General features: G+C 35.6%; 25 protein-coding genes. 5 read left to right on the top strand and 20 right to left on the bottom strand.

What is annotated here, in order from left to right; all coding sequences use genetic code 11:
- The first annotated feature begins 195 nt into the window (after window positions 1-195).
- Window positions 196-1,245 (top strand): 23S rRNA (adenine(2503)-C(2))-methyltransferase RlmN, encoded by a 1,050-nt coding sequence (gene rlmN, locus CSE_RS03345; protein WP_014453241.1) that lies wholly within the window; start codon window positions 196-198, stop codon window positions 1,243-1,245.
- Here rlmN and CSE_RS03340 read toward each other — a convergent pair.
- Genes CSE_RS03340 through CSE_RS03330 form a run of 3 tightly spaced genes read right to left on the bottom strand, consistent with a single transcriptional unit; the run spans window position 1,242 to window position 4,178 of the window.
- Entirely contained in the window at window positions 1,242-1,913 is a 672-nt protein-coding gene (locus CSE_RS03340) for a YggS family pyridoxal phosphate-dependent enzyme (protein WP_014453240.1), read from the bottom strand. The two genes, rlmN and CSE_RS03340, sit on opposite strands and share 4 nt — an antisense overlap.
- The gene (locus CSE_RS03335; protein ID WP_014453239.1) at window positions 1,888-2,751 is read right to left on the bottom strand and encodes a deoxyribonuclease IV; all 864 of its coding nucleotides are present in this window, start codon (window positions 2,749-2,751) and stop codon (window positions 1,888-1,890) included. The genes CSE_RS03340 and CSE_RS03335 overlap by 26 nt, the downstream gene beginning before the upstream one ends.
- Complete coding sequence (locus tag CSE_RS03330; RefSeq protein WP_014453238.1) at window positions 2,748-4,178, bottom strand: RtcB family protein; 1,431 nt, start codon at window positions 4,176-4,178, stop codon at window positions 2,748-2,750. The genes CSE_RS03335 and CSE_RS03330 overlap by 4 nt, the downstream gene beginning before the upstream one ends.
- A gap of 287 nt (window positions 4,179-4,465) precedes the next feature.
- Here CSE_RS03330 and CSE_RS03325 point away from each other — a divergent pair, with 287 nt between their 5' ends.
- The 4 genes from CSE_RS03325 to CSE_RS03310 all read left to right on the top strand — a co-directional run bounded on the left by CSE_RS03325 (window position 4,466) and on the right by CSE_RS03310 (window position 8,251).
- Window positions 4,466-5,305, top strand: coding sequence for a DegV family protein (locus CSE_RS03325; RefSeq protein ID WP_014453237.1), 840 nt, complete (start codon window positions 4,466-4,468; stop codon window positions 5,303-5,305).
- A gap of 2 nt (window positions 5,306-5,307) precedes the next feature.
- On the top strand, window positions 5,308-6,303 hold the full coding sequence (gene plsX, locus CSE_RS03320; RefSeq protein ID WP_014453236.1) for a phosphate acyltransferase PlsX: 996 nt from the start codon (window positions 5,308-5,310) through the stop codon (window positions 6,301-6,303).
- A complete protein-coding gene (locus tag CSE_RS03315; protein ID WP_014453235.1) occupies window positions 6,300-6,959 on the top strand; it encodes a molybdopterin-dependent oxidoreductase in 660 nt (219 codons plus the stop codon). The genes plsX and CSE_RS03315 overlap by 4 nt, the downstream gene beginning before the upstream one ends.
- A gap of 86 nt (window positions 6,960-7,045) precedes the next feature.
- The gene (locus tag CSE_RS03310; RefSeq protein WP_050981318.1) at window positions 7,046-8,251 is read left to right on the top strand and encodes an aminotransferase-like domain-containing protein; all 1,206 of its coding nucleotides are present in this window, start codon (window positions 7,046-7,048) and stop codon (window positions 8,249-8,251) included.
- Between the two features lie 25 nt (window positions 8,252-8,276).
- On the opposite strand, the gene CSE_RS03305 is transcribed toward CSE_RS03310, so the two are convergent.
- From CSE_RS03305 to CSE_RS03225, 17 genes are all read right to left on the bottom strand, one after another.
- Window positions 8,277-9,068 carry a patatin-like phospholipase family protein gene (locus CSE_RS03305; protein ID WP_014453233.1) on the bottom strand — a complete coding sequence of 264 codons (792 nt, stop codon included), beginning with the start codon at window positions 9,066-9,068 and terminating at the stop codon, window positions 8,277-8,279.
- On the bottom strand, window positions 9,065-11,065 hold the full coding sequence (gene uvrB, locus CSE_RS03300; protein ID WP_014453232.1) for an excinuclease ABC subunit UvrB: 2,001 nt from the start codon (window positions 11,063-11,065) through the stop codon (window positions 9,065-9,067). Before uvrB ends, CSE_RS03305 begins: the two co-directional genes overlap by 4 nt.
- Before the next feature lies 1 nt (window position 11,066).
- Complete coding sequence (locus CSE_RS03295) at window positions 11,067-11,930, bottom strand: carbohydrate kinase family protein (RefSeq protein WP_014453231.1); 864 nt, start codon at window positions 11,928-11,930, stop codon at window positions 11,067-11,069.
- Window positions 11,927-13,651, bottom strand: a complete 1,725-nt coding sequence (gene polX, locus CSE_RS03290; RefSeq protein WP_014453230.1) for a DNA polymerase/3'-5' exonuclease PolX — start codon at window positions 13,649-13,651, stop codon at window positions 11,927-11,929. The genes CSE_RS03295 and polX overlap by 4 nt, the downstream gene beginning before the upstream one ends.
- A complete protein-coding gene (locus CSE_RS03285) occupies window positions 13,648-14,289 on the bottom strand; it encodes an HD domain-containing protein (protein WP_014453229.1) in 642 nt (213 codons plus the stop codon). Before CSE_RS03285 ends, polX begins: the two co-directional genes overlap by 4 nt.
- A gap of 80 nt (window positions 14,290-14,369) precedes the next feature.
- Entirely contained in the window at window positions 14,370-15,791 is a 1,422-nt protein-coding gene (locus CSE_RS03280; RefSeq protein WP_014453228.1) for an MATE family efflux transporter, read from the bottom strand.
- A 15-nt stretch (window positions 15,792-15,806) separates the two neighbouring features.
- The gene (locus CSE_RS03275) at window positions 15,807-16,190 is read right to left on the bottom strand and encodes a hypothetical protein (RefSeq protein WP_014453227.1); all 384 of its coding nucleotides are present in this window, start codon (window positions 16,188-16,190) and stop codon (window positions 15,807-15,809) included.
- Window positions 16,187-17,494 (bottom strand): MFS transporter, encoded by a 1,308-nt coding sequence (locus CSE_RS03270; RefSeq protein WP_014453226.1) that lies wholly within the window; start codon window positions 17,492-17,494, stop codon window positions 16,187-16,189. Before CSE_RS03270 ends, CSE_RS03275 begins: the two co-directional genes overlap by 4 nt.
- Window positions 17,472-18,296 carry a DUF4097 family beta strand repeat-containing protein gene (locus CSE_RS03265; RefSeq protein WP_014453225.1) on the bottom strand — a complete coding sequence of 275 codons (825 nt, stop codon included), beginning with the start codon at window positions 18,294-18,296 and terminating at the stop codon, window positions 17,472-17,474. Before CSE_RS03265 ends, CSE_RS03270 begins: the two co-directional genes overlap by 23 nt.
- Entirely contained in the window at window positions 18,289-18,666 is a 378-nt protein-coding gene (locus CSE_RS03260; protein ID WP_014453224.1) for a DUF2089 domain-containing protein, read from the bottom strand. Before CSE_RS03260 ends, CSE_RS03265 begins: the two co-directional genes overlap by 8 nt.
- A 137-nt stretch (window positions 18,667-18,803) precedes the next feature.
- The gene (pyk, locus tag CSE_RS03255; RefSeq protein ID WP_014453223.1) at window positions 18,804-20,237 is read right to left on the bottom strand and encodes a pyruvate kinase; all 1,434 of its coding nucleotides are present in this window, start codon (window positions 20,235-20,237) and stop codon (window positions 18,804-18,806) included.
- Window positions 20,212-21,306 carry a molecular chaperone DnaJ gene (dnaJ, locus tag CSE_RS03250; protein WP_014453222.1) on the bottom strand — a complete coding sequence of 365 codons (1,095 nt, stop codon included), beginning with the start codon at window positions 21,304-21,306 and terminating at the stop codon, window positions 20,212-20,214. The genes pyk and dnaJ overlap by 26 nt, the downstream gene beginning before the upstream one ends.
- A gap of 17 nt (window positions 21,307-21,323) precedes the next feature.
- A complete protein-coding gene (gene dnaK / locus CSE_RS03245; RefSeq protein WP_014453221.1) occupies window positions 21,324-23,102 on the bottom strand; it encodes a molecular chaperone DnaK in 1,779 nt (592 codons plus the stop codon).
- A gap of 11 nt (window positions 23,103-23,113) precedes the next feature.
- Window positions 23,114-23,722: a nucleotide exchange factor GrpE gene (locus CSE_RS03240; protein WP_014453220.1), complete on the bottom strand. Its 609-nt coding sequence runs from the start codon at window positions 23,720-23,722 to the stop codon at window positions 23,114-23,116.
- Window positions 23,723-23,822: 100 nt separating this feature from the next.
- Window positions 23,823-24,620, bottom strand: coding sequence for a hypothetical protein (locus CSE_RS03235; RefSeq protein WP_014453219.1), 798 nt, complete (start codon window positions 24,618-24,620; stop codon window positions 23,823-23,825).
- The gene (locus CSE_RS03230) at window positions 24,583-25,281 is read right to left on the bottom strand and encodes a rhomboid family intramembrane serine protease (RefSeq protein ID WP_014453218.1); all 699 of its coding nucleotides are present in this window, start codon (window positions 25,279-25,281) and stop codon (window positions 24,583-24,585) included. The genes CSE_RS03235 and CSE_RS03230 overlap by 38 nt, the downstream gene beginning before the upstream one ends.
- Before the next feature lie 5 nt (window positions 25,282-25,286).
- Window positions 25,287-26,096, bottom strand: a complete 810-nt coding sequence (locus CSE_RS03225; protein WP_014453217.1) for an S-methyl-5'-thioadenosine phosphorylase — start codon at window positions 26,094-26,096, stop codon at window positions 25,287-25,289.
- Window positions 26,097-26,149: the final 53 nt, after the last annotated feature.

Genomic DNA, 26,149 nt, shown 5'->3' with positions numbered 1-26,149 from the left:
TATTCAAAGATTTTTAAAAAAGATATTAAATTTTAACAAAAACAATTTTCTTTGTCAAGAGGGAGAAAAACATTTTTCTAAAATTTATGCCTATTATCAAAGTTAAAAAAGTAACTAACATAATAACTTTTATTAAATTTTCCAAAATATGCAAAATATTATTGCAAATTTTTAAATAGAGATTAAAATGGAAACATGAAAAAAGATATAAAAAACTTAACACTCAAAGAACTGGAGGGATTCTTTTCATCTTTAAATGAAAAAAAATATAGAGCAAAAGAGGTATTTAATGCAATCTATAAGGAAAAAAGAGAAAATTTTTCAGAGATCACAACACTAAGCAAGGAACTTCGTAAAACTCTTGATAATATTTTTTATATTACGACGTTCAAAGAAGTATCAAGGAAAACTTCGAAAGATGATGCAACAAAGTTTGTTTTCGAGTTAAGTGACAAAAGACTCATAGAAAGCGTTTTAATTAAAAATACGAATAACATTGGTCGCACATGGTTTACTGCATGTTTATCAACACAAGTTGGCTGTTCTATGGCTTGTCAATTCTGCGCAACAGGAAAAATGGGACTTATCAGGAATCTTGAAGCAGGAGAAATTGTTGAGCAGTTTTTACAGCTTGAGAAAATAAGTCCGGTTTCAAATATCGTTTTTATGGGAATGGGAGAGCCACTCCTCAATTACGAGAACGTAAAAAAGGCAATCGAAATTTTAACCGATGAAAACGGAAGAGAACTGGGAAAAAGACGAATAACAATTTCAACTTCAGGTATCACACCAATGATTTATAAACTTGCAGACGAAATTCCATCAGTAAAACTTGCAATATCATTACATGCAGCGATTCAAAGAAAAAGAGATTCTCTAATGCCCGGACTTAAAAATTATCCCCTGAATAAATTAAAGGAAGCGCTAATTTACTATAACGAAAGGACCGGAAATACTGTAACCTTGGAATATCTTCTAATAGATAATGTAAATGACACAAAGTCTGATGCAGAAGCACTCTTAAAATTTTCAAGGGATCTAAAATTTGTTAAAGTAAATCTCATTCACTATAACGAAATCCCTTCTATTTCCTTCAAGCCTTCAAAAAAAGAAATTGAGTTTCAAAAATTCCTTTTATCAAATGGGTTACGAACAACTTTGAGGCTTTCAAAAGGAACGGATGTTTCCGCCGCTTGCGGTCAACTTGCAACAAACTCAAAAGAAAGTCTTCAGTTTAAGATTTAAATAACTTTCTTTTTTCGCTCACCAAATACAAGAGTCCCAATTCTTACAAGATTTGCACCTTCTTCAATTGCAACTTTATACGAACTTGACATACCCATCGAAAGAATTGGTTCATCTACATCAAAAAGGCCTAAACTTTTCAGTTCCTCAAAAAGTTCGTAAGTTAAACGAAAATAAGGCCTAAGATCTTCTGGATTCGGAAGATTTGGGCCCATTGTCATAAGGCCTACAAGTCTTATATTTTTTAATTCTTTTATCGCCTTTGAAACATTTAATACATCGTCAGGCATAACACCACTCTTTTGAGGCTCTTTTCCAGAATTCACTTCTATAAGAACGGGCATTATCTTACCGTATTCTTTAGAAAACTTGTCTATAATTTTCGCAACCTCAATTGAGTCAACGCTTTCAATCACATCAAAAAGTTCTACGATCTTCTTTATTTTTCTTTTTTGAATCGAACCTATAAAATGCCATTCCACAGAATGACCTATTTGCTTTATTTTTTCCTCCGCCTCTTGCAAGTAGTTTTCTCCAAAGATTCTTGCACCTGCTTCAATAGCTTGCTGAATTTCCTGAACTGTTCTTTCTTTTGTTGCTAGCAATAATTTAGCCTTGCCCTCAAGTTCCTGAAGTAATGATTTAACGTTCGTGTAAATTGTGCCCACTTATTAACCTCCGTAAAGTAATTAAATTTCTTTTATACCCCTCTATATTTCCTGGGATTTCAAGAATACCCCCTAAATCTTTAAAAAGAGGATTATTAACAAGAAATCTAAATGCTTCAAGTCCAATTTTCCCAAGCCCAATTTCTTCATGACGGTCAACTCTTGCACCTAAATCTTTCTTTGAATCATTTAGATGAAATAGCTTAAGATATTTAAGCCCAATAACTTCATCAAATGTATGAAGCACTTTTCTAAAACTTTCTTCTGTCCTTATGTCGTATCCTGCCTGAAACACATGGCACGTATCAAAGCAAACACCAAGTCTATCTATAAAGTTTTGAGTAACATCAAAAATATCTCTAATATGTTCGAATCTATAACAAAGGTGAGTTCCTTCGCCTGCAGTTGTCTCAATAAGAAGAGTGCTCTCTTTGGAATTAGAGGTTTCGAAAACTTCTTTAATTGATTCTGCAATTGTTTTAAGTCCTTTCTCTTCACCGCTTCCAAGGTGAGCGCCAGGATGAAAGACAACATACTTTATATGAAGTAAATCTGCTCTTTCTAATTCATGAGCAAGATCTTTTATCGACTTTTTCCTTATGTTATTATCTGGGCTTGCAAGGTTAAGAAGATACGAAGCATGAATCGATATTGCCTCAATTTTTTTAGATTTTGAATTTTTAATAAATTTTTCGGCAACAAATTCACTAATAGGCGGTATAACCCATTGCATCTGGTTCTTTGAAAATATTTGAATGACATCGCAAGTTGCTTCCTCTCCGTAGAGTGGGGCCTTATCTATTCCACCGCTTATTGAAACGTGTGCACCTAATTTCATCCTTTTATCACGATAAGTGGTTTGGAACGTGCAACAAGATTTGCAAGTCCTTCATTTACAATTGGCTCAACGACAAGATCAATACTTTTGTATGCAAGAGGCGCTTCTTCTCTTGCAACAACTTTATCATTTGTATAAAGTAAAATTCCTTCTCTTTGAAGTTCTTTTTGGACGTCTTCAAAAGTAATTTGTTTTACCGCTTGGTGTCTGCTTAAAACCCTTCCTGCACCATGTGCAACGCTCCCGAATGTCTCTTTTATGGATTTTTCACTCCCAACTAGAATGTAAGAGCCTCTTTTCATGTCGCCAGGGAGAAGGACCGGTTGCCCTGTTTCTTTAAATTTGCCTTTTAATTTTGGATGCCCTTTGGGAAATGATCGAGTTGCTCCTTTTCGATGTACAAGTAATGTTTCCAACTTTCCGTTTACTTCATATTGCTCCTGTTTTGCAATATTATGCGCAACATCATAAAGTATCTCCATGCCAAGTTTCTCATAGTCCATTCCAAAAACTTTACTGAAAGCCTTCCTAACAAAATATGTAAGAACCTGTCTATTTACCCAAGCAAAATTTGCCGCACTACCCATTGCAAGAAGATACCTTTGAGATAAGTCTTCTTGAATTGGAAAATACACTGAATCTCTATCGACCAACTTAAATCCAAACTTCTCCATCTTTGGCCGCATCAAATCAAGGTAGTCGGTTGCAATTTGATGTCCAAGACCACGTGAACCCGTATGCATCCAAACAACAATTTGACCCTCATACAAGCCCCACGCATTTGCAAGATCTTTATCGTATATTTCCACCACCTTGTCCACTTCAAGGAAATGATTTCCTGCACCAAGCGTCCCAAACTCTTCACGTCCACGCTCTATTGCATGCCTGCTTACACAATCGGGATCCGCCTCGAGCCTTCCATTATCTTCAATGTTCTCAATGTCTTCTTCTTTTGCAAAACCCTTTTCAACAGCCCATTCAAGCCCTAATTTCATCGCTCTTTTTGATTCTTCTATGCTAAATGTATAGTCAGAAGTTGAGCCTAAACCTGCAGGAATCATCTTAAATAATGTTTTTCCAAGTTCTTCTAGTGAATCCTTAATGTAATCGTATTTTAAGTTCGTTTTTATGACTCTCACTCCACAATTAATATCGAAACCAACCCCACCAGGCGAAACAACTCCTCCATCATAAAAAAACGCACCAACGCCTCCAATAGGAAAAGCATATCCTTGATGAATATCAGGCATACCAATTGAATATTTAACAATACCAGGTAAAGTTGCAACCCAGAGAAGTTGTTCAAGCGCCTTATCCTTTTCCACATACTGAATTAACTTATCCGAAGAAATGAGAAGCGCATCAACCCTCATGTTTCCGTGCTTTTCAACAACAAACTTGTAAGGGCTTACTCTTTTAAATTCCATTTTTTCACCCCTAATATAATTATAAGCCTTTTTTACAATTCCTTTAACCAAACATAATAAAGATTACGAAATTTAAAGCAATACAAAAACTTGATTTTTACAATAGTTTATTTATAGCATAAATGAAAGATATCGAAATTAAAATGTAGAATTGTAAAATTTTTGATATGAAAGGGATATAACATACAAACAAATTTTTCCTTTGAACATTGGAAGGCATTTTTTATTTTGTGAAAAAAGTTATAACAGTTATAATAGATTGGATAAAAATTTTAACGGAGGAAAAAATGATTAAAATTGTAACCGATTCAACAGCATACCCCACAGAACAAGAAATTAGAGAAATGGATTTAACAATTGTTCCTCTTTATGTAACATCAAACAAAGGCATCTACAAAGAAAGGGTTAATATCTCTGATGAAGAATTCTATAAAAGGTTAAAAGATGGCGAGGAGTTTTCTCGCTCACAACCATCAACAAATGACTTTGTCGAGGCATACAAACCACTTATTGAACAAGGGCATGAAATTGTTTCGATTCACATATCTTCAATTTTATCAGGAACTGTAAATGCGGCAAATGCAGCAAAAGAAATCTTAGGTACAGACAAGATAACTGTTATTGACTCTAAATCTTCTTCGGTAGATTTACTCTATAAGGTAATGAAGGCTCACGAACTCATTAAAAATGGGGCAACGCGAGAACAAATTAAAGATGAAATTGAAAAAATGCATCCAAAAGTTCATGGTTTTTTCCTTCCAATGAACATAGATCTTCTGATAAAAGGTGGTCGCATATCGCACCTTCAAGGAACAATAACAACCGCTCTAAGACTTTATTTTATTTTATATCTTAATGAAGGACGTATTGAACTCTACAAGTTTGGCCGAACAAGAAATGGCTCAAAAGAAGAATTGATAAAAATCGTTAAAGATATCACTCAGAAGCGTGGAGGAATAGAGCGCATCGACACAATATTTAGCGCAAATGACGAAGAAGGTGAAGAATTTAGAAAAAGAGTAGAAGAAGAATTTAAATTACCGACAAAAAAATACAGAATTGGTCCTGTTCTTGGTACACACCTTGGACTTGAATCCCTTGGGATTGCATTCATTACAAAGGAGTAATCATGGTAAAGATTGCAGTTGATGGAATGGGTGGCGATTTTGCACCAAAAGAAATTGTAGAAGGTGTAAGACTTGCAATAAACGATTTCTCTGACTTATCAATTTTACTCGTCGGAAGAAGTGACGAGTTAAAAAAGGAACTTCAGGGCTTCACAAAAAATATCGAAATAGTGCACGCAGATGAAGTAATCACAATGAACGATAAGCCAAGAGAAGCGCTTCTTAAAAAGAAAGGTTCATCAATGCATAAAGCGGTTGAACTTGTAAGAGAAAGGATTGCAGATGGTTTTGTTACGGCAGGCAATACAGGTGCCTACATGGCAATATCGTTGTTTACTCTTGGAAGATTAAAAGATGTGAATCGTCCTGGTATTGGAGTTGTAATACCCTTTAAAGATGGGGATTTTGGTGTTATTATTGATGTAGGTGCAAGTGTAGACATTATGCCTCGGGATTATCTTATTCTTGCAATTCTCGGAAAGACATTTCTATATACACTTACCAAAAATGAAAATCTAACTGTAGGACTTCTAAACATTGGGGAAGAGGAAGAAAAGGGAACAAAACTTGTAAAAGAAGCCTATAAAGTCTTAAAAGAAAATCTAAAAGAGTTTAAGGGTAATATTGAGCCTCACGAGATCCTGTATCATAAGGCAGACGTTATCGTAACTGATGGTTTTACAGGTAATATTCTTGAAAAATCCTATGAAGGTGCACTTGAGTTTACAGTAGATATGCTTAAGGAAGAAATAACTAAGTCAATAGTATATAAAATAGGTGCACTCCTTTTAAAACCTGCTCTTAAAAACGCCTTTAACAAATTGAACTATGAAAATTTTGGTGGATCGCCCCTTCTGGGAGTTGATGGAATTTCTGTAAAGGCACATGGAAGGTCAAAAAGATTTGCAATAAAAAACGCTATCAAGGCTGCATATGAACTTGCAAAAAATAATCTCATTGAAAACTTTAAACAAGAATTAGAGAAGATTCCACAATGAAAAACAAAATTGTCTTGTTACTCTTTATAATTGCAAGCATACTTTCGCTATCATATATTTCTACTCTCCCAAAAGTTCACAAAGTTGAAACCCTAAATGAAGTTGAAGTAACAGAGTATAAAGGAGAAAAACTTACACCTTTGTCTGAGACTCCCGCACTTGGCATTAAGGGAAAACCAAGTGTCGATATTACAAATTACAAACTCAGTGTTTACGGTCTCGTTGAAAATCCTCTGAATCTAACATATAAAGAGGTTTTGTCAAAATACAAACGCTATGAGAAAGTTGTGAAATTAAATTGTGTTGAGGGGTGGAGTTCAAAATTACTTTTTGAAGGAGTTTTAATTGACGATATTTTAAAAGATGCAAAGATAAAAGATGAAGCAAATACAATTATCTTCCACTGTGTTGATGGTTATACCACCTCACTTCCCCTGACATATATTAGAGATGAAAAAATTTTATTGGCGTACAAAGTAAATGGAATTGTGCTACCAAAAGACTACGGATTTCCCTTTAGGGTAGTTGCAGAAGCAAAGTACGGCTACAAATGGGCAAAGTGGGTTGTAGGCATTGAAGTTTCAGAAGATACGAATTATAAAGGCTACTGGGAATCACGAGGTTTTTCAAATGAGGCCGATATTGAACATCCTTAAATTACAGAGATTTATTAAGTTTTGTAAATAAATGGAAGTTTATATAATATAATGGCATGAATAAGAAAGGAGGTCAAAACCTTAAAATGTGGGAAGAAAAATTTTCTTCAAGAAGTAAAACAATGAAGGCTTCCGCAATTAGAGAACTTCTCAAACTTGTTGAATCACCAGACATTATTTCTTTTGCGGGGGGTATGCCGGATCCAAACCTTTTCCCAAAAGAGATCTTAGGAGAAATTGCAAAAGAGGTTTTTGTGAATCACGGAGGTAAGGCGCTTCAGTATGGCCCAACAGAAGGCGTAAAACCTCTTCGTGAAACGATTGTAAAAATGATGCAAGAAGAGGGAATCAAAAACGTTGGACTTGAAAATGTCCTTGTTACCACTGCGTCACAACAGGCACTTGATTTAATAGCCAAAGTTTTTGTAGATCCAGGAGACACAGTAATTGTCGAAGCACCATCATACGTTGGCGGCCTTCAAGCCTTGCAAGCATTCCAAGCAAATTTTGTCACAGTGCCTCTTGATGAGGAAGGGATAAAAACTGACATCTTAGAAGAAAAAATTAAAGAACTTCAAGGAAAAGGCGTAAACATCAAACTTATTTATGTTATTCCAAATTTCCAAAACCCTGCTGGGGTAACGCTGAGCCTTGAAAGAAGAAAAGAACTTTTGAGAATCTCTCATACCTACGAAATCCCAATAATTGAAGATGACCCATACGGAGAAATAAGATTTGAAGGAGAAAAATTTCCATCGCTTCTTGAACTTGACCAAATTGGAAATGTAATCGGCTTAAGAACATTTAGTAAAATTTTAGCACCTGGATTTAGATTAGGATGGATTATTGCAAATGCTACTGCAATCTCTAAGCTTGCACTTGCAAAGCAAGCAGCGGATCTTTGCTCTCCATCATCCACACAGTATATTGCAGACAAATTTATAAGAGATGGGTATATGAATGATTACCTTGATAAGGTACGCAAAGTCTACAAAGAGAAAAAAGACACCATGTTGAATGCAATGGAAAAGTATTTCCCTAAGGAAGTTACGTGGACTAAGCCTCACGGCGGTATGTTTGTTTGGGTAGAAACACCAGAATATATTGATACTGACGCCCTTTTCATTGAAGCAGTAAAGGAAAAGAAAGTCGCTTATGTAATAGGAAGCGCTTTCTATCCATACGGCGAAGACAAAAGGCACATGAGACTTAATTTCACACTTTCAACTCTTGAGCAAATTGATGAAGGTATTAAACGTTTAGGGGAACTTCTACAAAGTAAAATTAGATAATTTAGGGGGGTAATACCCCCCTAAATTATTTTAAAGCATTTAACTTCTTCTTAATTTCAGGAAGTTTTTCTAAAGCAATTTTTTCTCCTCTTTCAATCACTTCCGAAGGTTTCCAAAAATAATCCCAACCTATATCTTGAACGTCAGGTGCAATTACAATATCTGCGTCTCTACAGTTCTCTCTTGCAAGATTATATTGAAGGATATCTATTGAATTTGAAAAGATTCTATAAAAATTAACTCTGCTAATTTTTCTGTATGGAGTTTCGGAAAGTTTTCCGTATAAGTTTACCGCAATTACAAAGTCTGCACCTTTTTCCTTCGCTGTGCGTACTGGTACCTGTTGAGACAAACCACCATCCATGAGCAACAAGCCATTATGCCTTACTGGTTCAAAGAAAATTGGGACTGAAATGCTTGCACGAATTCCCGTAACAAGGCTTCCTCTTTCAAATACGTATGGCTCTCCATTATTAAAATTGGTTGCAACAGGAAAAAACTTCGGTACAAGCGTTGAAATTTCTGCATCTCCTATGTTTTTTTCAATAAAATCAACCACTTTCTTTCCTCTTACCAAACCCATCTTTAATGTAGGATCGAAAAGAACTGTTAAAACAGTTTTCATATCATAAGACTTTGCAATTTTTTCAACTTCCTCAATATCTCCAAGTTTTGCATATGCCCCACCGATAAGTGCACCAATGCTTGAGCCCGTTATTATTGAAGGCAAAATTCCTTCATTCAATAAAACTTTTATGATACCAATATGCGCAAGACCTTTTGGGCCACCACTCCCCAAAGCAAGACCTATTCTCATTTTTTTCTCCTTAGATTTGGATATATTTTCTTGTACTCCTCAAGTAATTTGTTTATCTTGTCTCTAATCTTTATTGCCTCCTCGAAGTCAAGAACCTCTGCTTTAAGATGCATCTCCTCTTCAAGTTCAGTAATAAGCGCAATAAACTCTTCATAAGTAAGAGACTCAACTTTAATAACTTCTTCAAGTTCACTTTCCTTTTTCCAAGGTAGATCTATAAGATCAGTTATTGCCTTTCTTATTGTTTGAGGAGTAATACCATGCTCTTCGTTGTATTTAAGTTGTTTCTCTCGCCTCCTATTCGTCTCTTGTATTGCTTTTTTCATTGCATCTGATACCACATCTGCATACATGATAACCTTACCAGAAACATTTCGCGCAGCTCTTCCCATGAGTTGAATAAGAGAGGTTTCGCTTCTTAAAAAACCTTCCTTATCTGCATCAAGAATTGCAACAAGTGAAACTTCAGGTAAATCAAGGCCTTCGCGAAGAAGATTTACTCCAACAATACAATCAAATTCTCCGGATCTAAACCCTTTCAGTAACTCAACTCTCTCCAGTGTCTTTATATCCGAGTGAAGATATTTTGCCTTTATGCCTTTTTCAACAAGATAATTAGTCAAATCTTCTGCAAACTTTTTAGTAAGAGTGTTAACAATTACTCGCTCTCCTATTTCCGCCCTTAATTTTACCTCATTAATAAGGTCTTCAATTTGATTCTTTTGAGGTCTTACCTCAACTTCCGGGTCAACAAGACCAGTTGGTCTAATTAACTGTTCAACAACTTGTTCACTTACTGAAAGTTCGTATTCTGATGGTGTTGCTGAAACAAAAATACACTGATTTATATGTCCTAAAAATTCTTCAAATCTCAAAGGTCTATTATCCAATGCCGAAGGCAATCTAAACCCATATTTCACAAGAGTTAGTTTTCTATCATGATCCCCACGATACATACCTCGCAATTGTGGTACTGTTATATGGGATTCATCAATAAAAAGTAGATAATCCTCTGGGAAGAAATTTAAAAGTGTGTACGGTTCTTCGCCAGGTTTTCTTCCAGAGAAATACCTTGAGTAGTTTTCAATCCCTGTACAATACCCTGTATTGAGGAGCATCTCAATATCGTATTTTGTTCGTTCTTCAAGGCGCTCTGCTTCAACAAACTTGCCACGTGATTTGAAAAACTCTACTCGCATTTCAAGTTCTTTCAATATTTCATCAACATACTTTCGTATACGCTCTTGTGTTGTTATAAATTGTTGAGCAGGGAAGAATGTAAAAGAAGAATATCTTCTTATAAGTTCGTTTGTGAGGGGATCAAATTCTACTATTGAATCAACTTCATCACCAAACAGTTCGATTCTTATCGCTGTTTCAGATTCCTTAGGAAAAACATCAATAATGTCTCCACGCATTCTAAAGGTGCCACTTTTGAAGTTTATATCGTTCCTCTCGTATTGAAGTCTTGCAAGGTTCATTGCAATGTTGAGCCTGTTAATTTTCTCCCCAATTTTTATTGTAAAGAGTTGTTCCTTATACTCCTCTGGTGAGTCCCAACCATAGATGCAGGAAACAGATGCAACTACTATAACATCTCGTCTCTCAAGAAGAGCCCTTACTGTTGCATGCCTCAAGCGAGCTATATCCTCGTTTACGTCAGCATTTTTTGCAATATAAAGGTCAATTTGTGGCACATAAGCCTCCGGTTGATAAAAATCATAGTAACTCACGAAATAGTGAACTGCATTTTCGGGGAAGAATCTCCGAAATTCAGAATAAAGTTGTGCAGCAAGTGTTTTATTATGGGAGATAACAAGTGTAGGTTTTTGAACTCTTGCGATAACATTTGCCATTGTGAAAGTCTTTCCAGATCCTGTTACACCAAGAAGGGTTTGAAACCTAAATCCTTTCTTAATCCCCCAAACAAGTTTATCTATTGCCTCTGGCTGGTCACCTGTAGGTTTAAAATCCGATACGAGTTTAAATTCTTCCATACTATGAAAACCCTTTTTCTACATATCTTGTTGCAAATTCATTTGCAAATTCAAGAGATTCATTTAAACGATTCGTATTGATAAAAGACTTAATAAATGCTGCATTAAATACATCGCCAGCACCAACTACATTTACACTCTTCAAACTTACTCCTTTAACCTCATGTTCCCTGACATTTGTGATAAGTTTCGCGCCTTCCTTCCCTCTTTTTACAACTAAAACGCCTCCTCTTTCAAGGAAGTTTTCTAAAAGATCTTTCCCAAAAACAGAAATCTCCTTTTCATTTGCAAGCACAATATCTGAAAGAGGAATAATTTCCTCGCAAGTTTCAATAAAACCTGGAAGATCTTTGCCAATGCGTACTTGTGGGTCAAAGAATATAGCACGCCCCATTTCTTTAATATGCTTTATTATTTTGAAACTTTCAATTTGAGGATTTCTTTCAGTTAATAGACCTCCTGAAACATAAACATAGTCATAATGAAGATTTGCATTTAGAAAGACATTGAAAGTGATGTCAACATATGCAGTTCCTTTAATATTTGCAATCGTTATCCTTTTATCTTTCGAAATAATACTCACAACAACAGGAGTTGGCTTTTCTGAACTATAATCAAAATAGTATATGTTGTTTTGCTCCAAAAATTGTCGAATGCTTTTTCCAAAGGCATCCAAAGATATAGGAGTAAAATAGACTGGTGTTTCGGAGAGAACCTTTAACGCAAACGAAAAATTTATTCCAGTCCCTCCAAAATTTATTGAAGTCTCTTCTGGAATATGATTTTCGTCATCGGAAAGTATAAGGTCGTCAAGCCTTATTTTAACATCAACAGCATTTTCTCCTAAAACAAGAACTCTTCTCATACTTCCCTCAAAAATTCCTCAAATTCTTTCAAAGATTTTGTGTTTATAATATCCTCTTTCCGTAACCAAGCCCTTCTTGCTACACCAACGCCAAAGCGCATATTATTCATTGATTCGGTTGAGTGAGCATCAGTTCCTATAGCAATTTTAAGCCCATATTCATAAACTGCTTTTCTTGCATTGACGTCGCTTAGGTCAAGCCGTTCAAACGAAGCATTTATCTCAAAAATTTTGTTGTACTTTTTTGCCTCCCTAAAAATTTCATCAATGTTTACACTATATTCTGAACGCCCATTTATAATTCTTCCGGTAGGATGAACTATAATTTTAACCTTTGGGATTTGTAAAACCTTCTTAATTCTTTCAGTTATTGCGCTTTCACTCTGATTCATTCCGGTATGAATTCCTGCAAGACATAAATCAAAAATGTCAAGATCCTTTTCATCAAAATCAATAGAGCCATCTGAAAGGATATTCAATTCAACACCGAGAAATATCTTAAAAGGATAAAATTTTCTATTTAATCTATTAATTTCTTCTTTTTCTTTTTTAAATTCCTCTATTGAAAGACCGTGAGCAACACCAAGCGCTTTTGCGTGCTCAGTTACGACTATGTATTCATAACCAAGTGAGATAGCCTTACGTGCCATCTCTTCTATTGTATTAGCACCATCTGAATACTTCGTGTGCATATGCAAATCGCCTTTTATATCCTTGTAGTCAACAATAGTAGGAAGTTTGTGTTGCATCGCAAGTTCAATTTCACCTGTATCTTCTCGCATTTCGGGAGGAATCCAATCAAGATCAAGTGCCTCATACACATCAGTTTCCTTAACACCTGCAATTATTGCATTATCATCAAGCCTAAAAACTCCGTATTCGTTCAATTTCAAATTCTTTTTAATAGCAATTTCTCTAAGACGCACGTTATGATTTTTTGATCCCGTAAAATATTGAATCGCTGCGCCAAAAGAGTCATTCTCAACAACTCGTAAATCAACTTGAATTCCTTCCTGCGTTATAATTGAAGATTTTGTATCACCTTTTGCAAGGACTTCTTTTACAAATGGTATCTGAACAAAATAGTCCATCACAAATGATGGATTTTTAGAAGTAACAAGAATATCAATGTCGCCAATCGTATCTTTCATTCTCCTTAAACTTCCACAAATCATATGTTTTTCAATTGGCGTATTCTTGCTAAGAAGATTTACAATAGATTCAGCAATTGGAAGCGCTATACCTATCAAAAATCTATCTGTTCTTTTGTCTCTCAATGATTTGATTCCTTCAAGTATTTTTTGCTCAGTCTTTTCGCCAAAGCCTTCAAGATCCCTTATTTTATGTTCTTTTGCAGCTTTTTCAAGGTCTTCAAGATTCTTGATTCCGAGTTTTTCATATAGAATCTTCACTCTTTTTGCTCCTAATCCTTTCACCTTCTCGAGTTCAAGAAGACCTTCGGGCACAACCTTTTTTAACTCTTCAAGTTTCGTAATTTTACCTGTTTCAAGGTACTCCTTGATTTTTTCAGCAATGCTTTTACCTACGCCTTTTATTCCATCAAGTTTGTCCTCTTTTGCAAGGTCTTCAATGGGAATTGTGAGGTTTTCAATGACACGCGCCGCCTCAAGATATGCCTTCACTTTAAATGGGTTTTCACCTGCAAGTTCTGCAACTTCCGCAAGCTCATAAAATTTTTCTGCAACCTCCTTGTTTCTCATAATTCCCCCCTTACCTCTCTTTTGAGCCTTTCAAAGAATTCTTCCATGTATCTCAATCTATCTTCAGCAATTTCTTTTGCATAATCCGTATAAAGCCTATCTTTTATATAACGCAATTTTACAAGATACTCAATATTTGGAGAGTGTTCTTTAAAGTTATTAATTCTTTTAGCCTCTTTGAAATTATCTTCATTAACTTCAACATAAAGCCTTTCTCCATATTCACCTGCGATTATAAACGCACGAGCAACCCCAATTGCACCGATTGCATCGAGTTTATCTGCATCAGAAAGTATTTTTGCTTCGATGGTTTCTGGTAAAATTTTACCTCTAAAGCGATGCGCTCTTATTGCGTGAGAAACCTTTGAAATAAAATCATCCTTATATCCAAGACTTTTCAAAATTTCCTTACTCATTTCTGCGCCAAGTTCTGCATGATCAATGGTATGCGTTGGATCAGCGTCTTCTCTTACTCTTGCGATATCATGAAGAATACAACTTACCTTTAAAACTTCTAAATCTACTTCAGGATAATGCTCTACAATTTTTAAAGCAAGATTTAATACTCTCAATGTATGGTCAAAATCATGTGAAGAAGAGTTCAGTTCCTTCTTTACAATCTCAATTAAAGTTTTCATCTAAATATTATACAACCGAAATTAAAAATGGGGAAAGCGTTTTGCCTTCCCCATAAACCAAAAGAAGGAGGATAAAGTTTTTACTCACTCCCTGTGATAATTGCACTCTCCTCAATAAAAATTTCCTCTTTCTTGATAATCGGGACTTTCCACTTGCCAAAGGTATAGAAAACGTAAAGAACCACCGCTGCGATGATATTGCTTAAAGTCATTCCCCACCAAATCCCTGACGAGCCCCAAAATCTACTGAGTAAATAGGATAACGGAAGCCTTAACCCCCAAAGTCTTAAAAGATCGCCGATCATGGGTTCGACATTGTGTCCAGACCCTCTAAAGACCCCTGAAACTGCCGAGAAAAGACCAAAGAAAGGAAGCCCTAAAATAAATATGGTTAGAAATTTACTTCCTTCTTGAATGACTGCCATATTACCTGGAATAAAAACTTTGTATATTGCGTTTCGTATTACAAATATGAATGCACTTTCAATAAGCGTTATTACAAATTCAAGTTTAATTCCTTCTTTTGAGATTTTTTCTGCCCGTTCAATAAGCCCTGCTCCAAGATTCTGTCCAATCATCGTAACAATTGCAGCACCAATTCCTTCAACGACAACAAAAATTATATGAATCGCTCTATCTCCAATACCATAGGCAGAAAGTGCAATTTCTGCATTTGGAAGACGTCCAATGAGAGCCGTGAGAACAACAAACCCAAGTGATGTTCCAGAATTTCCAACCGCTGCAGGAAAACCGATCTTAAAAATCCGTAAAAACCAAGATAACTCAATCTTTAAATCACTTAAAGAAACTTTAATACCTTTTGTTCCTTTGAAAAGAAAATAAACAGCAATTATTGCTGCAACTCCCTCAGTTATAACGGTCGCAACTGCTGCTCCAACTACTGTAAGCCTTGGAAATATCCACCAACCGAAAATGAGAAAAGGATCAAGTATTATATTCATTACATTGGTTACTAACGATATCTGCATCGGAGTTACATTATCACCCTTTGCTGATAGAATATTTTGGAAGGCTGCACTTACAAATAGAAAAGGAATCCCTATAACGTAAACTTTCATATATTTTATTGCAGTAGCTGATACATTTGCTACATTCGTTATTAGATGTGCAATAATGGGCATAACAAAATAACCAAAAATAGCAACAAGAATTCCTGCAATTGTCAAGAATGAGAGCACCTGAGAGGCGGCATGATTCGCATTTTTGTGATCGTTTGCACCAGTATACTGTGAAACCAAAGCAACTCCAGCAAAACCAAAGCCCAGCGTAAATGATATAAGAAACCAAACAATGGGAAATGCAACTTGCAATCCTGCAACTGCGCTTCCAGATTCTGCCGAAGGTAAATGTCCAAGCCAAAAAGTGTCCGCCATGTTGTAAAAGGTAAAAAGTATTTGAGAAATCATAATTGGCAAACCAAGTTGAAACATAATTTTCACAGGATTTCCGCTAAGTATCTCTTCTCTTGAAACTTTTCGCATTGTGCACCTCGTAATCTACAATACCTCGATTATTACCTTCGTATTTTTACCATCCGGTTCACCATTAGCATCTACACTCATAATAGGACCTCTAAAATTAGAATCGTTTAGAATGCTTTCTAACTCTTCTATGTCAATCGGAATTCTTTCGTTCTCTATTTCAATGTAATTTCTATTTAGCAACTTAGCCGTCTTTGTAAGAAACCGTAAAATACTTAATGGCATATTAACAGAAACTTTTTTCTCTCCGTTTTCTACCACCTCAATTCTAATTTTTCGGGTTTTGGATTGATTACTCTCATCTTTCGATTCATAAAGCGCTTCAATCAAACGCATCGCCTCATCCTTTCCGATTCGACCTTCTTGGAACAAATTAAGAATTTTTTCTAATTCTTTCATGTAAGCGCCTCCTTTACTTCATAATTTTGTGCTAAATCTTCTACGCTCATAACATAAGTATTTCTAACTGCCCAAATTACAACAAATACAGACAATATTCCTGATAAAAATGCAAGAAAGCCAATTGACGCACCTTTACCAATTCCAAAAGTCTTTGAGAGTAAGTTATTACTATTAAAATACTTTGACAAAACATTATCAACGAGAGGACCGGAAACAAGCATTGGAATTGCAGATGCAAATTGTGCAATAAATTTTCTTGCTGAAAAAACTCTTCCTTGAAGATTCAATGGAACTATACTCTGCCAAATCGACTGAGAGGATGCATTTGCAAAGATGTTAGCGATACCCATAAGGAGTCCAAATAACGAAAGTACTGTGACTGAATATGATAGACCAATAAAAATTTCAGATATGCCTCCAACAAAAATCCCAAGAAGCAAAGTTTTAATCTTTTTCTTTGCTCCTCCCCAAACACTCATAATAATCCCACCTAAGATTCCACCAACGCCAAAAATCGTTTCGACTGTTCCCAAGATAACGCTACTTCCATTAAATTTACCTAAGATCATTGGAGTGAAAAGAGTATTCCAAAATCCACCAAAGAAATTTGTAAGAAGAAACACCATAAGAAGATAAAGAAGTGATCTTTTATAAAATATGTACCTAAACCCAAACACAGCATCTCTTAAAATGCTTTCACGTTTCTCTTCGATGTGTACTTGTGGGATTTCAACGAGAAAAACCATACTAATTGCAATAATAAAGGTAATTATATCTATAAGCATTATTCCATGAAGACCAATGATTGAATATAAGAATCCTGAAGCAATTGGAGATATAAGTGCAGGTGCGCTTTCCGTAAGAGAAAATAGACCATTTGCACGCCCATATTCTTCCTTCGATAGCATTGAACTTATGGTAACAGAGTAGGCAGGCCATTGAAATGTATTAAATGCACCAGAAACGAAGGATGCAATATAAAGAAAAGGCAAGTTCAACTTGTTTAGTAAAAATAGAATAAGAGTAATAATTGTAACAATACCTGCTGATAAATCGGGCAAGACTAAGGATATCTTTCTTGGTAATCTATCGACAAGGGCACCTGCAACAGTGGAAAATATCATATTAGGCACAAAAAATGCAAATGTAATAATACTAAAAGGTGTTGCATTGTGAGTTGTTTTCCAGATCCATATCCCGAGTCCAAACTGTGTCATACCAGAACCCGCAAAACTGAGAATTTGTCCGATTGTTAAAAATGTAAAACCCTTAAAGCCTTTAGGCCTTTTTATAAGACTCATCCTCTATATCTATATCTCCAAATTTTGTCTCTACTTTAAGTTCATTATCAACATTACGAGAATTTAAACGGTAGTTGCTTGATACACTACCCATGGATGAAAAGGCGTTTATCAAAACATCACCTGCAACCCCGACTGAAACATCCCCAAAATACGTGTTAATCGCACACTTATTTAAGAAACGGCTTTTTCTTAAGGTTATGTCGCCGTTAAATGTATTAAAGCGTGAATTTTTAAATTCAACAATCGATGCAATTATATCCCCAGAGTAGGTTTTTAGAATTCCTTCTATCTTACTTTCATTAATTCTTATATCCCCCGACTTTGTTGTAATGTCTAATCTGCCATAAGCATTTGTAATTTCAACGTCACCTGAAATTAAAGAGACTATAACTCTATCTGAAACGTTTTGTATTAAAACATCGGAACTTACAGATTGAATTTGTAGAAACCCTAATATTGAGGAAACAGATATATTAGAACTAACAGATTTTATGAGAATGTTGCTTTTGTATGGAACTAAAATCTTCGCAAAATCTTTTGAAACAAGGCTATCTTCAAGATATAAAGTATTGCCGTTTTTGACCATTTTAAGTGACCCTTGTCCAAATTGAGGATAATGTATATCTTCTTTTCCAACGATTTCAAGATCAGTTGCTCTTATGTTTATATTAATTTGAGAAATTTGTTCAACGTTTTTTTCCTTATCCTCTAAGGCCTTTAAAAGTGCGTTTTTTTCTTCCTCAGTAATTCTTCCCGATAAATACAGTTCTTCAATCTTTTTATAGAGGTTTTCACTCATCCTTTGCCTCCCTAAGAAGCTCTATTGCTTCATCAACAGTTATCTCACCTCTTTCCAATTTTGAAAGCACCTCACTTTTTGTAAATCTTTCCTTGGTTTCATCCTCAAACAAATCCAGGTTTTTGAGAAGTTTATCAAGCCTTGCTTTTGCAGTAGGATATGAAATATCAAGTCTTGCCTGGACTTCCTTAATATTTCCACGAGATCTTAAAAATTCAATGAGAAATTCTCTATCTTCGTCATCAAGGAGCATAAATCTGTCAAATTCAAAATTTCCTTGAATCACAGTTCCACAGTTATTGCATTTTAATTCAGTTATTGTTAGAGGACCACCGCAAACTGGACAGATACTTACAATTTTCTTTCTCATCTAAAATCACCTCTAATTAATTTTAATGTATTTTTTAATTTTGTCAAGTTGCACTTAAATAATATTAAACAATTATTTAAAAAAAATATATAAAGGCTACCTGTCGGTAGCCTGGAAACTTGTTTGATAGAAAAAAATTATACTACATCAACTTTTATGAGATTTGTTGTCCCTGAAACTCCTGTATGTGTCCCGCAAACAATGATATATCTATCACCCTTAGAAAGGAGTCCAAGAGTTGTCGCAATTGTTGGCGCTTCATTTAATATCTCATCAACGCTTGAATAATTTCTTACTTTGTATGCAAACACACCCCACTTCAAATTCAAAAATCTTAGTGTTTCATCTTTCGGAGTTAAAGCAAGGATAGGCACTTGTGGTTTATATTTTGACACAAGCGTTGCGGTTTTTCCGCTCTCAGTTGCAACAATTATAAGTTTTATATCCAAAAGTTCCGAGATATCTTTTATTGATTTTGAAAGAACTTCGGGCACATTAATTTCAAGAATTTGAGAATTTAATTTCCTTAAGTTATCTTTGAAAAGAACACTTTCTTCTATTTCTTTTATGATGCTTCTCATCATTTTTAAAGATAACGTAGGATTTTTACCTGCCGCCGTTTCGTTCGAAAGCATGAGGGCATCACTTCCATCAAAAATCGCATTTGCAACATCTGTTACTTCCGCCCTTGTTGGGAACTGCTCTTCCACCATTGAACCGAGCATTTGAGTTGCAGTAATTACAGGCTTTCCCAGATTGTTTGTAATTCTTATAATTTCTTTTTGTATTAGGGGGATTTTCTCGATAGGTAGTTCAACACCAAGATCTCCCCTTGCGACCATTACTGCTTGCGATTCTTCTACAATTGATTGAAGATTTTCCACCGCTTCCCATTTTTCAATTTTTGAAATTATTGGAACAACTCTACCAAATTTACCCATGTATGATTTGAGTTTAAGAACATCCTCTTTCGTTTTTACAAAAGATAGCGCAACCATATCAACTCCATTTTGAAGACCAAACCGAAGGTCATCGATGTCTTTTTCGGTGAGAGGATCAATAGTTAGTTTGGTTGTAGGGAAATTAACACCCTTGTGATCAGAAACTGGACCTCCCTGAATAACCTGAGTTTCAATTTCGTCATTTGCTTTTCCTGTAACCTTTAATTTGATTAGCCCATCGTTTATGTATATAAAATCACCAATATTTACTTCGTCAATTACTTCTTTATAAGTAATGGTGGAGATTCGCTCGTCACCTAAAACTTCTTTCTTAGTTATAATAAAAGAGTCTCCTTCTTTTAAGATAACTTCTCCACTCTTAAAGGTTCCAAGGCGGATTTTTGGTCCTTGAAGATCTTGAAGTATAGAAGCAGAATATCCAAATTCAGACTCAATTTCTCTTATTATTTTAATCCTTCTTAAATGATCCTCATGCGTTCCATGTGAAAAATTTAGCCTAAAAATATCAACACCTAAATTAAAAAATTCCCTTACTATTTCGGGACTTTCGCTTGAAGGCCCTATTGTTACAACAACTTTTGTTTTACCTTTTTCTATTCTTTGTTTCATAAATCTCCTTTAACTTCTCGTAATAGAATGCTTCCTCGCTTGTAAGAGTTGTGGGAATATCAATAACTATTTTAATAACATAATCGTATGGCCTTCTTACGCCAAATTTTCTTCTTAACTTAATTTCAGTCCCATGTTGCGTTCCTGGAGGAATTTTAACAACCTCCTCGCCACCTTCAATAAGAGGAACTTTTATTTCAGTTCCTAAAACAGCTTCGGGAACAGAAATATGAGCTACATAATAAATCTTATTGCCTTCTTTTATAAACCGAGGGTCCTTTTCCACTTTAACTCTTACATACAAATCACCTACAATACCGCCATGGGGTGCTGCATTACCCTCTCCTCTAATTCTTATAACTGTACCATCTTCAATGCCTGCAGGAATAGTTACTGTAACCTTTGAAAGTTTTTCAACAACACCTGTTCCACCACAATTATGACACTTTTCTTTGATGATTTTTCCTGTTCCATGGCACGTAGGGCACGTAGTCTGCACAACAAATTCACCAAACGGGGTTCTTTGCCTCTTTGTTGCAAATCCTGTGCCATTACATGTAGGGCATATTGTATATCCTGTCCCAGGTTCAGCGCCAGTTCCTTTACAAACAGGACATGTTTCCTTCTTTCTTATAGGTATCTCTTTTTCAGTACCAAGGACAGCATCCTTAAATGGTATCGTAACTTCAACCTCTATATCTTCACCACGTTCGACTCTCTCACGTGCCCCTGTTCCAAAACCAAATCCTCCAAATCCAAAATCCCTCAGGATTTCGCCAATATCTGAAAAGATATCACCTGAAAAATCGTATGAGGGACCGTAGCCCCTCTCAAATCCTCCAACATTTGGACCTACGGTCCCAAATTTATCGTACTGTGCTCTTTTCTCTGGATCGCTTAAAACTTCGTATGCTTCATTTATCTCTGCCATTTTTTTGGCAGCCTCTGGGTCATCCTTATGCAAGTCAGGATGATACTTCATTACAAGTTCTCTATACTTCTTCTTAATCTCCTCTTGACTTGCGTTTCTCGAAACCCCGAGGATTTCGTAATAGTCTTTATTTGCCATAGCCTAATTATACCACATTAACTTGGATTTTGACCGCCTGTTGTTCCTCCACCTTGTTTATACATATCCTGTCCAATCTTAGACATTAACTGGTTAACGGATTCTATTTTTGTCTTAATCATCTCAACATTTCCTTCTTTGACATATTTTTCAAGTTCATTAAGTTCATTTTCGAGCGCACTCTTATCGGTCGGATTAATCTTATCACCATACTCTCTTAAGAATTTCCTTCCAGAATAAACAAGAGCATCTCCGTCGTTCTTAATTTGAATTTCTTCTGCACGTTTTCTGTCTGCTTCAGCGTACATTTCAGCCTCTTTTTTCATCCTTTCAATTTCTTCTTTGGAAAGTTTATTAGAGTTGGTCACAGTTACTTTTTGTTCTTTACCTGTTGCAAGGTCTTTTGCAGTAACATGTAAAATACCGTTTTCATCAACAGCGTAGGTAACTTCAATTTGAGGAACTCCACGTGGCGCAGGTGGAATGCCGTCAAGGATAAATCTTCCTAATGAGAGATTGTCCTTTGCAAGAGGTCGTTCACCTTGTAAAATGTGTATCTCAACACTTGTTTGGTTGTCTGCTGCAGTTGTAAATATTTGTGTTTTGGATGTTGGAATTGGGGTATTCCTTTCGATCATCTTGGTAAATATGCCACCAAGCGTTTCAATACCCAAAGATATTGGCACAACATCAACAAGAACAACATTTTTTACTTCACCCTCGATGATACCTGCTTGAATTGCTGCACCCATAGCAACACATTCCATCGGGTCAATACCTCTTTCAGGCTGTTTACCAATGTAGTCTGCAACAAATTTTTGGACAATCGGCATTTTGGTTGGGCCACCAACAAGAATTATCTTATCAATCTGTTGGGGAGTAAGCCCAGCATCCTTAATTGCTTGTTCAAGAGGTCCCGCACATCTTTTAACAATTGGTTCAACAAGAGACTCAAGTTTTGCACGTGTAATATTCATTACAAGATGCTTTGGCCCTGTTGCATCAGCAGTGATAAAAGGTAGGTTAATTTGTGTTTCAAGGACAGACGAAAGTTCTATCTTCGCCTTTTCTGCCGCTTCACGAATACGGACCATTGCCATTTTGTCGTTTCTAAGATCAATGCCTGTATCTCTCTTGAATTCTTCAAGAATATAGTTTACCAATGCTTCATCCATATCACGGCCACCAAGTTGTGTATCGCCAGCAGTTGCTTTGACTTGGAAGACACCACCACCAAAGTCCATTATTGTAACATCAAGTGTGCCACCACCAAAGTCGAATACGAGGATCTTTAATTCTTTATCGGATCTATCAAGCCCGTAAGCAAATGCAGCAGCAGTCGGCTCATTTACAAGACGGACAACTTCAAGACCTGCAATTTCTCCTGCATTTTTCGTTGCTTGTCTCTGGTCATCGTTAAAGTATGCAGGAACTGTAATAACTGCCTTTTCAACCTTTTCACCTAAAAATGCTTCTGCGTCTTTCTTGATTTTTTGTAAGATAAACGCTGCTATCTGCTCTGGTGTATATTCTTTATCAAAAACTTTTACTTTTTCTTTCGTTCCCATTTTTCTTTTGATACCTGTAATGGTACCTTCAGGGTTAATTGTCGCTTGTCTTCTTGCTGGTTCTCCAACAAGAATTTGTCCATCTTTTGTAAAAGCAACAACAGATGGAACAGTTTTACCTGCAACGCTTGGTCCCTCTGCCGCAGGGATAATAGTAGGCTTACCACCAATCATAACTGCCGCAGCAGAGTTACTTGTTCCAAGGTCAATTCCAATAATTCTTCCCATAGTTTCACCTCCTAATTGTTATTTTGATTTGAAGTATTTTCGGTTGATTCTTTTGAAACGGCAACAACTGCCGTCCTTAAAACATCATCTCCAATATAATAACCTTTTCGAAGAATCTTAACCACCATATTAGGCTCGTGGTCCTTTGTTGCCACCACTTCGCCAATCTCTGCGATATTTGGATCGTAAGGCTTATTTAATAAGTCCATTTCCTTTATGCCGTATGAGGAAAGGAACTTCATAAGCTGCTCTTTTATTAACATTATTCCTTTTGAGTGAACCGAATCATCATTAATACTTTCAAAGGCTCTTTCGAAATTATCTAATACCTCAAGGAATTCCTTAAAAATTTCTATTCTTTCCTTGAGGAGTTTTCTTTTTAATTCCTTTTCGTAAATGTCGGAAGCCTGTCTCAAACTCTCTTTCAGTTTAATATTTTCAACCTTTAAATCAAAAATTTCGGATTCCTTTTTCTTCAATTCTTCTTCCATTTCTTTAAGTTTCTCCTCTAATGTTTTTTCCTGATTTTTACTAGATTCGTCCAAAGAAGACCTCTTTTCTTCATTTAGGTCTTCTTTAACTTCTGGTGTAGTTTTCTTTTCTTCCTCATTATTAGCCACTGTTTACCTCCTAATTAGCAATTACATCGTCCATCTGCTAATAATTTACCAAAAATTTAATTTTAGTCAAGATGTTTTAAACTGCAAAAAATAAAAAATTTTATAGAATGATTTTCTCAATCACAAATAAAACATTTGAAACTAAATCTCTCTTGGCTGTTACTATAAATGCATTTTCAAATACCTGGTAAACACCTTCTCGAATTCTTTTAGGATTAACTTCAAATAGTTTCAAAATGTTGTCAATTATGTTTCTCTTTATTGAAAGTGTGGTATCAAGAACAAAAATAAAAAGATCGGGGAAAATACTTTTGAACCTGTCAAACGTTAATTTTAAATCAGTAAGCGAAATATTATTTGGGGGACTTTCCTTCAATTCAATCATTACAAGTTCAAGTTTCCATTTCGCAAGAATATCAATGTCTCCGCCTTTTGAGAGTTCTTTGAGTTTCACATTGAGGATTGCATCAAAATCAAATTTCTTCTTTATGTTATAAGCAATGAAAGACTCAATAAGAAATGAGAAATCATGAATTTTAGGATTTCTAACAAACTTATTAGAATCTTCAACTAATATTCCTGTATTTAATAAATCATCGATAAAAGTTTTTTTAATATTCCACTTTCCCGTTAGCCTATCTAACTCTTCCTCATCAAGATTTTCATATAGGAAAAGATCTCCCAAAAATCTCCTTATGTAATATTTTGAAAGCATATTAAATAATTTAGAGCCGCCAAAGTCTAACGGCTCTAAATAAGTAAACTCTCTGAAACCACGAACTGCAAGTAAATCCGAAAAACTTACTTCTTCTTTTAAATTTTTTTCAAGCAGTTTAAATTTTCTTTCAAGGCGTTTTAATTCAGACGTAGTATAAGTATCGCCTTTTTCTTCCTGCATGTTTTCCTATAAGTAATGCATAAAAAAGTCCGAACAAAAATCCTCCAACATGAGCAAAAAATGCAACCCCTGTTGCAACTCCGAAATTCGTAAGTCCTTCAAAAAGTTGAGATAAAAACCAGATTAGAAGATACACAGGCGCAGGAACTTCTATAATGGTTATGAAAAAGAAAATAAAGACAAGCGTTCTAATTCTTGAGCGTGGAAAAAGTAAAAAGTATGCACCCATTGTCCCCGCTATTGCACCACTTGCACCAATTACCGGAACAGAACTTACGCCCATTGTTGAAAGCTGAATTAAGGAAGCAAAGATTCCCGAAAGCAAGTAAAACAATAAGAAATGTAAATGTCCAAGGTAATCCTCAACATTATTTCCAAAGATCCATAAGAATAGCATATTAAATATAAGGTGTGACCAACTCCCATGGAGAAAAATGGAAGTGATGAAGGTTAGATATTCCGAACTAAAAAAGGGTGCGGTTATTATTTTTTTGGGGACTAAGCCATATTTTAGATAAATACTTGCAAAATATGTGTCGGGGTTTGGCATTTCTAAGGCGGTAAAATACATATAGACAAATATAATGCTATTAACGATAATAAGAAAAACCGTTACAAATGGAAAAGTTTCAATTTCTTCAGTATCTCTTAATGGAAGCATTTTACTTATTCTCCAACACGGGCATCTTTAAGTGCTTCACCACACTTGCAGTGTCTTTCAGGTGGAGTATGCTCGATAATATATTTTACAACTTCCTTGAGGGTGCCGATATTCTCGTTGAATTTCTTGATTACCATTTCCTGAGTTACAGGTTGAACATTTCCTTCCGAAACAATGCCAACATCGTAATCAGTAACCACAGCAATGTTTACATAGCACATTTCAAGCTCTCTTGCAAGGACAACTTCGGGATACTGAGTCATATTGATGATGTGAAAACCCATCCTTGTAAAGAACAAACTTTCAGCCTTAGTTGAAAATCTCGGTCCTTGAATTACAACAACAGTCCCAGTCCTGTGAAATCTAACACCAAGTTTTTCAAGCGCTTCTATAGCAATTCCCCGAAGCTCCGGGCAATACGGTTCAGCCATACTTATGTGTGTTGTTATGGGACCTTCGTAAAAGGTGCATTCTCTACCTCTCGTAAAATCCACGAATTGATCTGTCACAACAAAATCACCTACTTTATATTCAGATTGAAGGCTTCCTACAGCAGTCGGTGCAATAATTCGCTTTACTCCAAGCTTCTTAAAAGCCCAGATGTTTGCTCTGTACGGAATTTTATGTGGAGGAAGTTGGTGGAGTTTACCATGTCTTGGTAAGAAAGCAACACTTCTCCCTTTGTATTCACCAATTGCAATAACGTCGGACGGTGGTCCATAAGGAGTTTCTACTTTTATTTCTTTTACATTTTCAAGAAACGAATAAAAGCCAGATCCACCAAAAACACCAAATTCTGCAGTATATTGTTCCATTTTACCTCCTTTGAAATTTTTTCTTTGTTTAATTATACTATCGCTAAGTAAAA

Origin of the sequence: Caldisericum exile AZM16c01, assembly GCF_000284335.1 — a bacterium.
Classification (GTDB): domain Bacteria; phylum Caldisericota; class Caldisericia; order Caldisericales; family Caldisericaceae; genus Caldisericum; species Caldisericum exile.
Note: the sequence above shows the minus strand (reverse complement) of the source record. Positions and strands in the feature narration are given on the sequence as shown.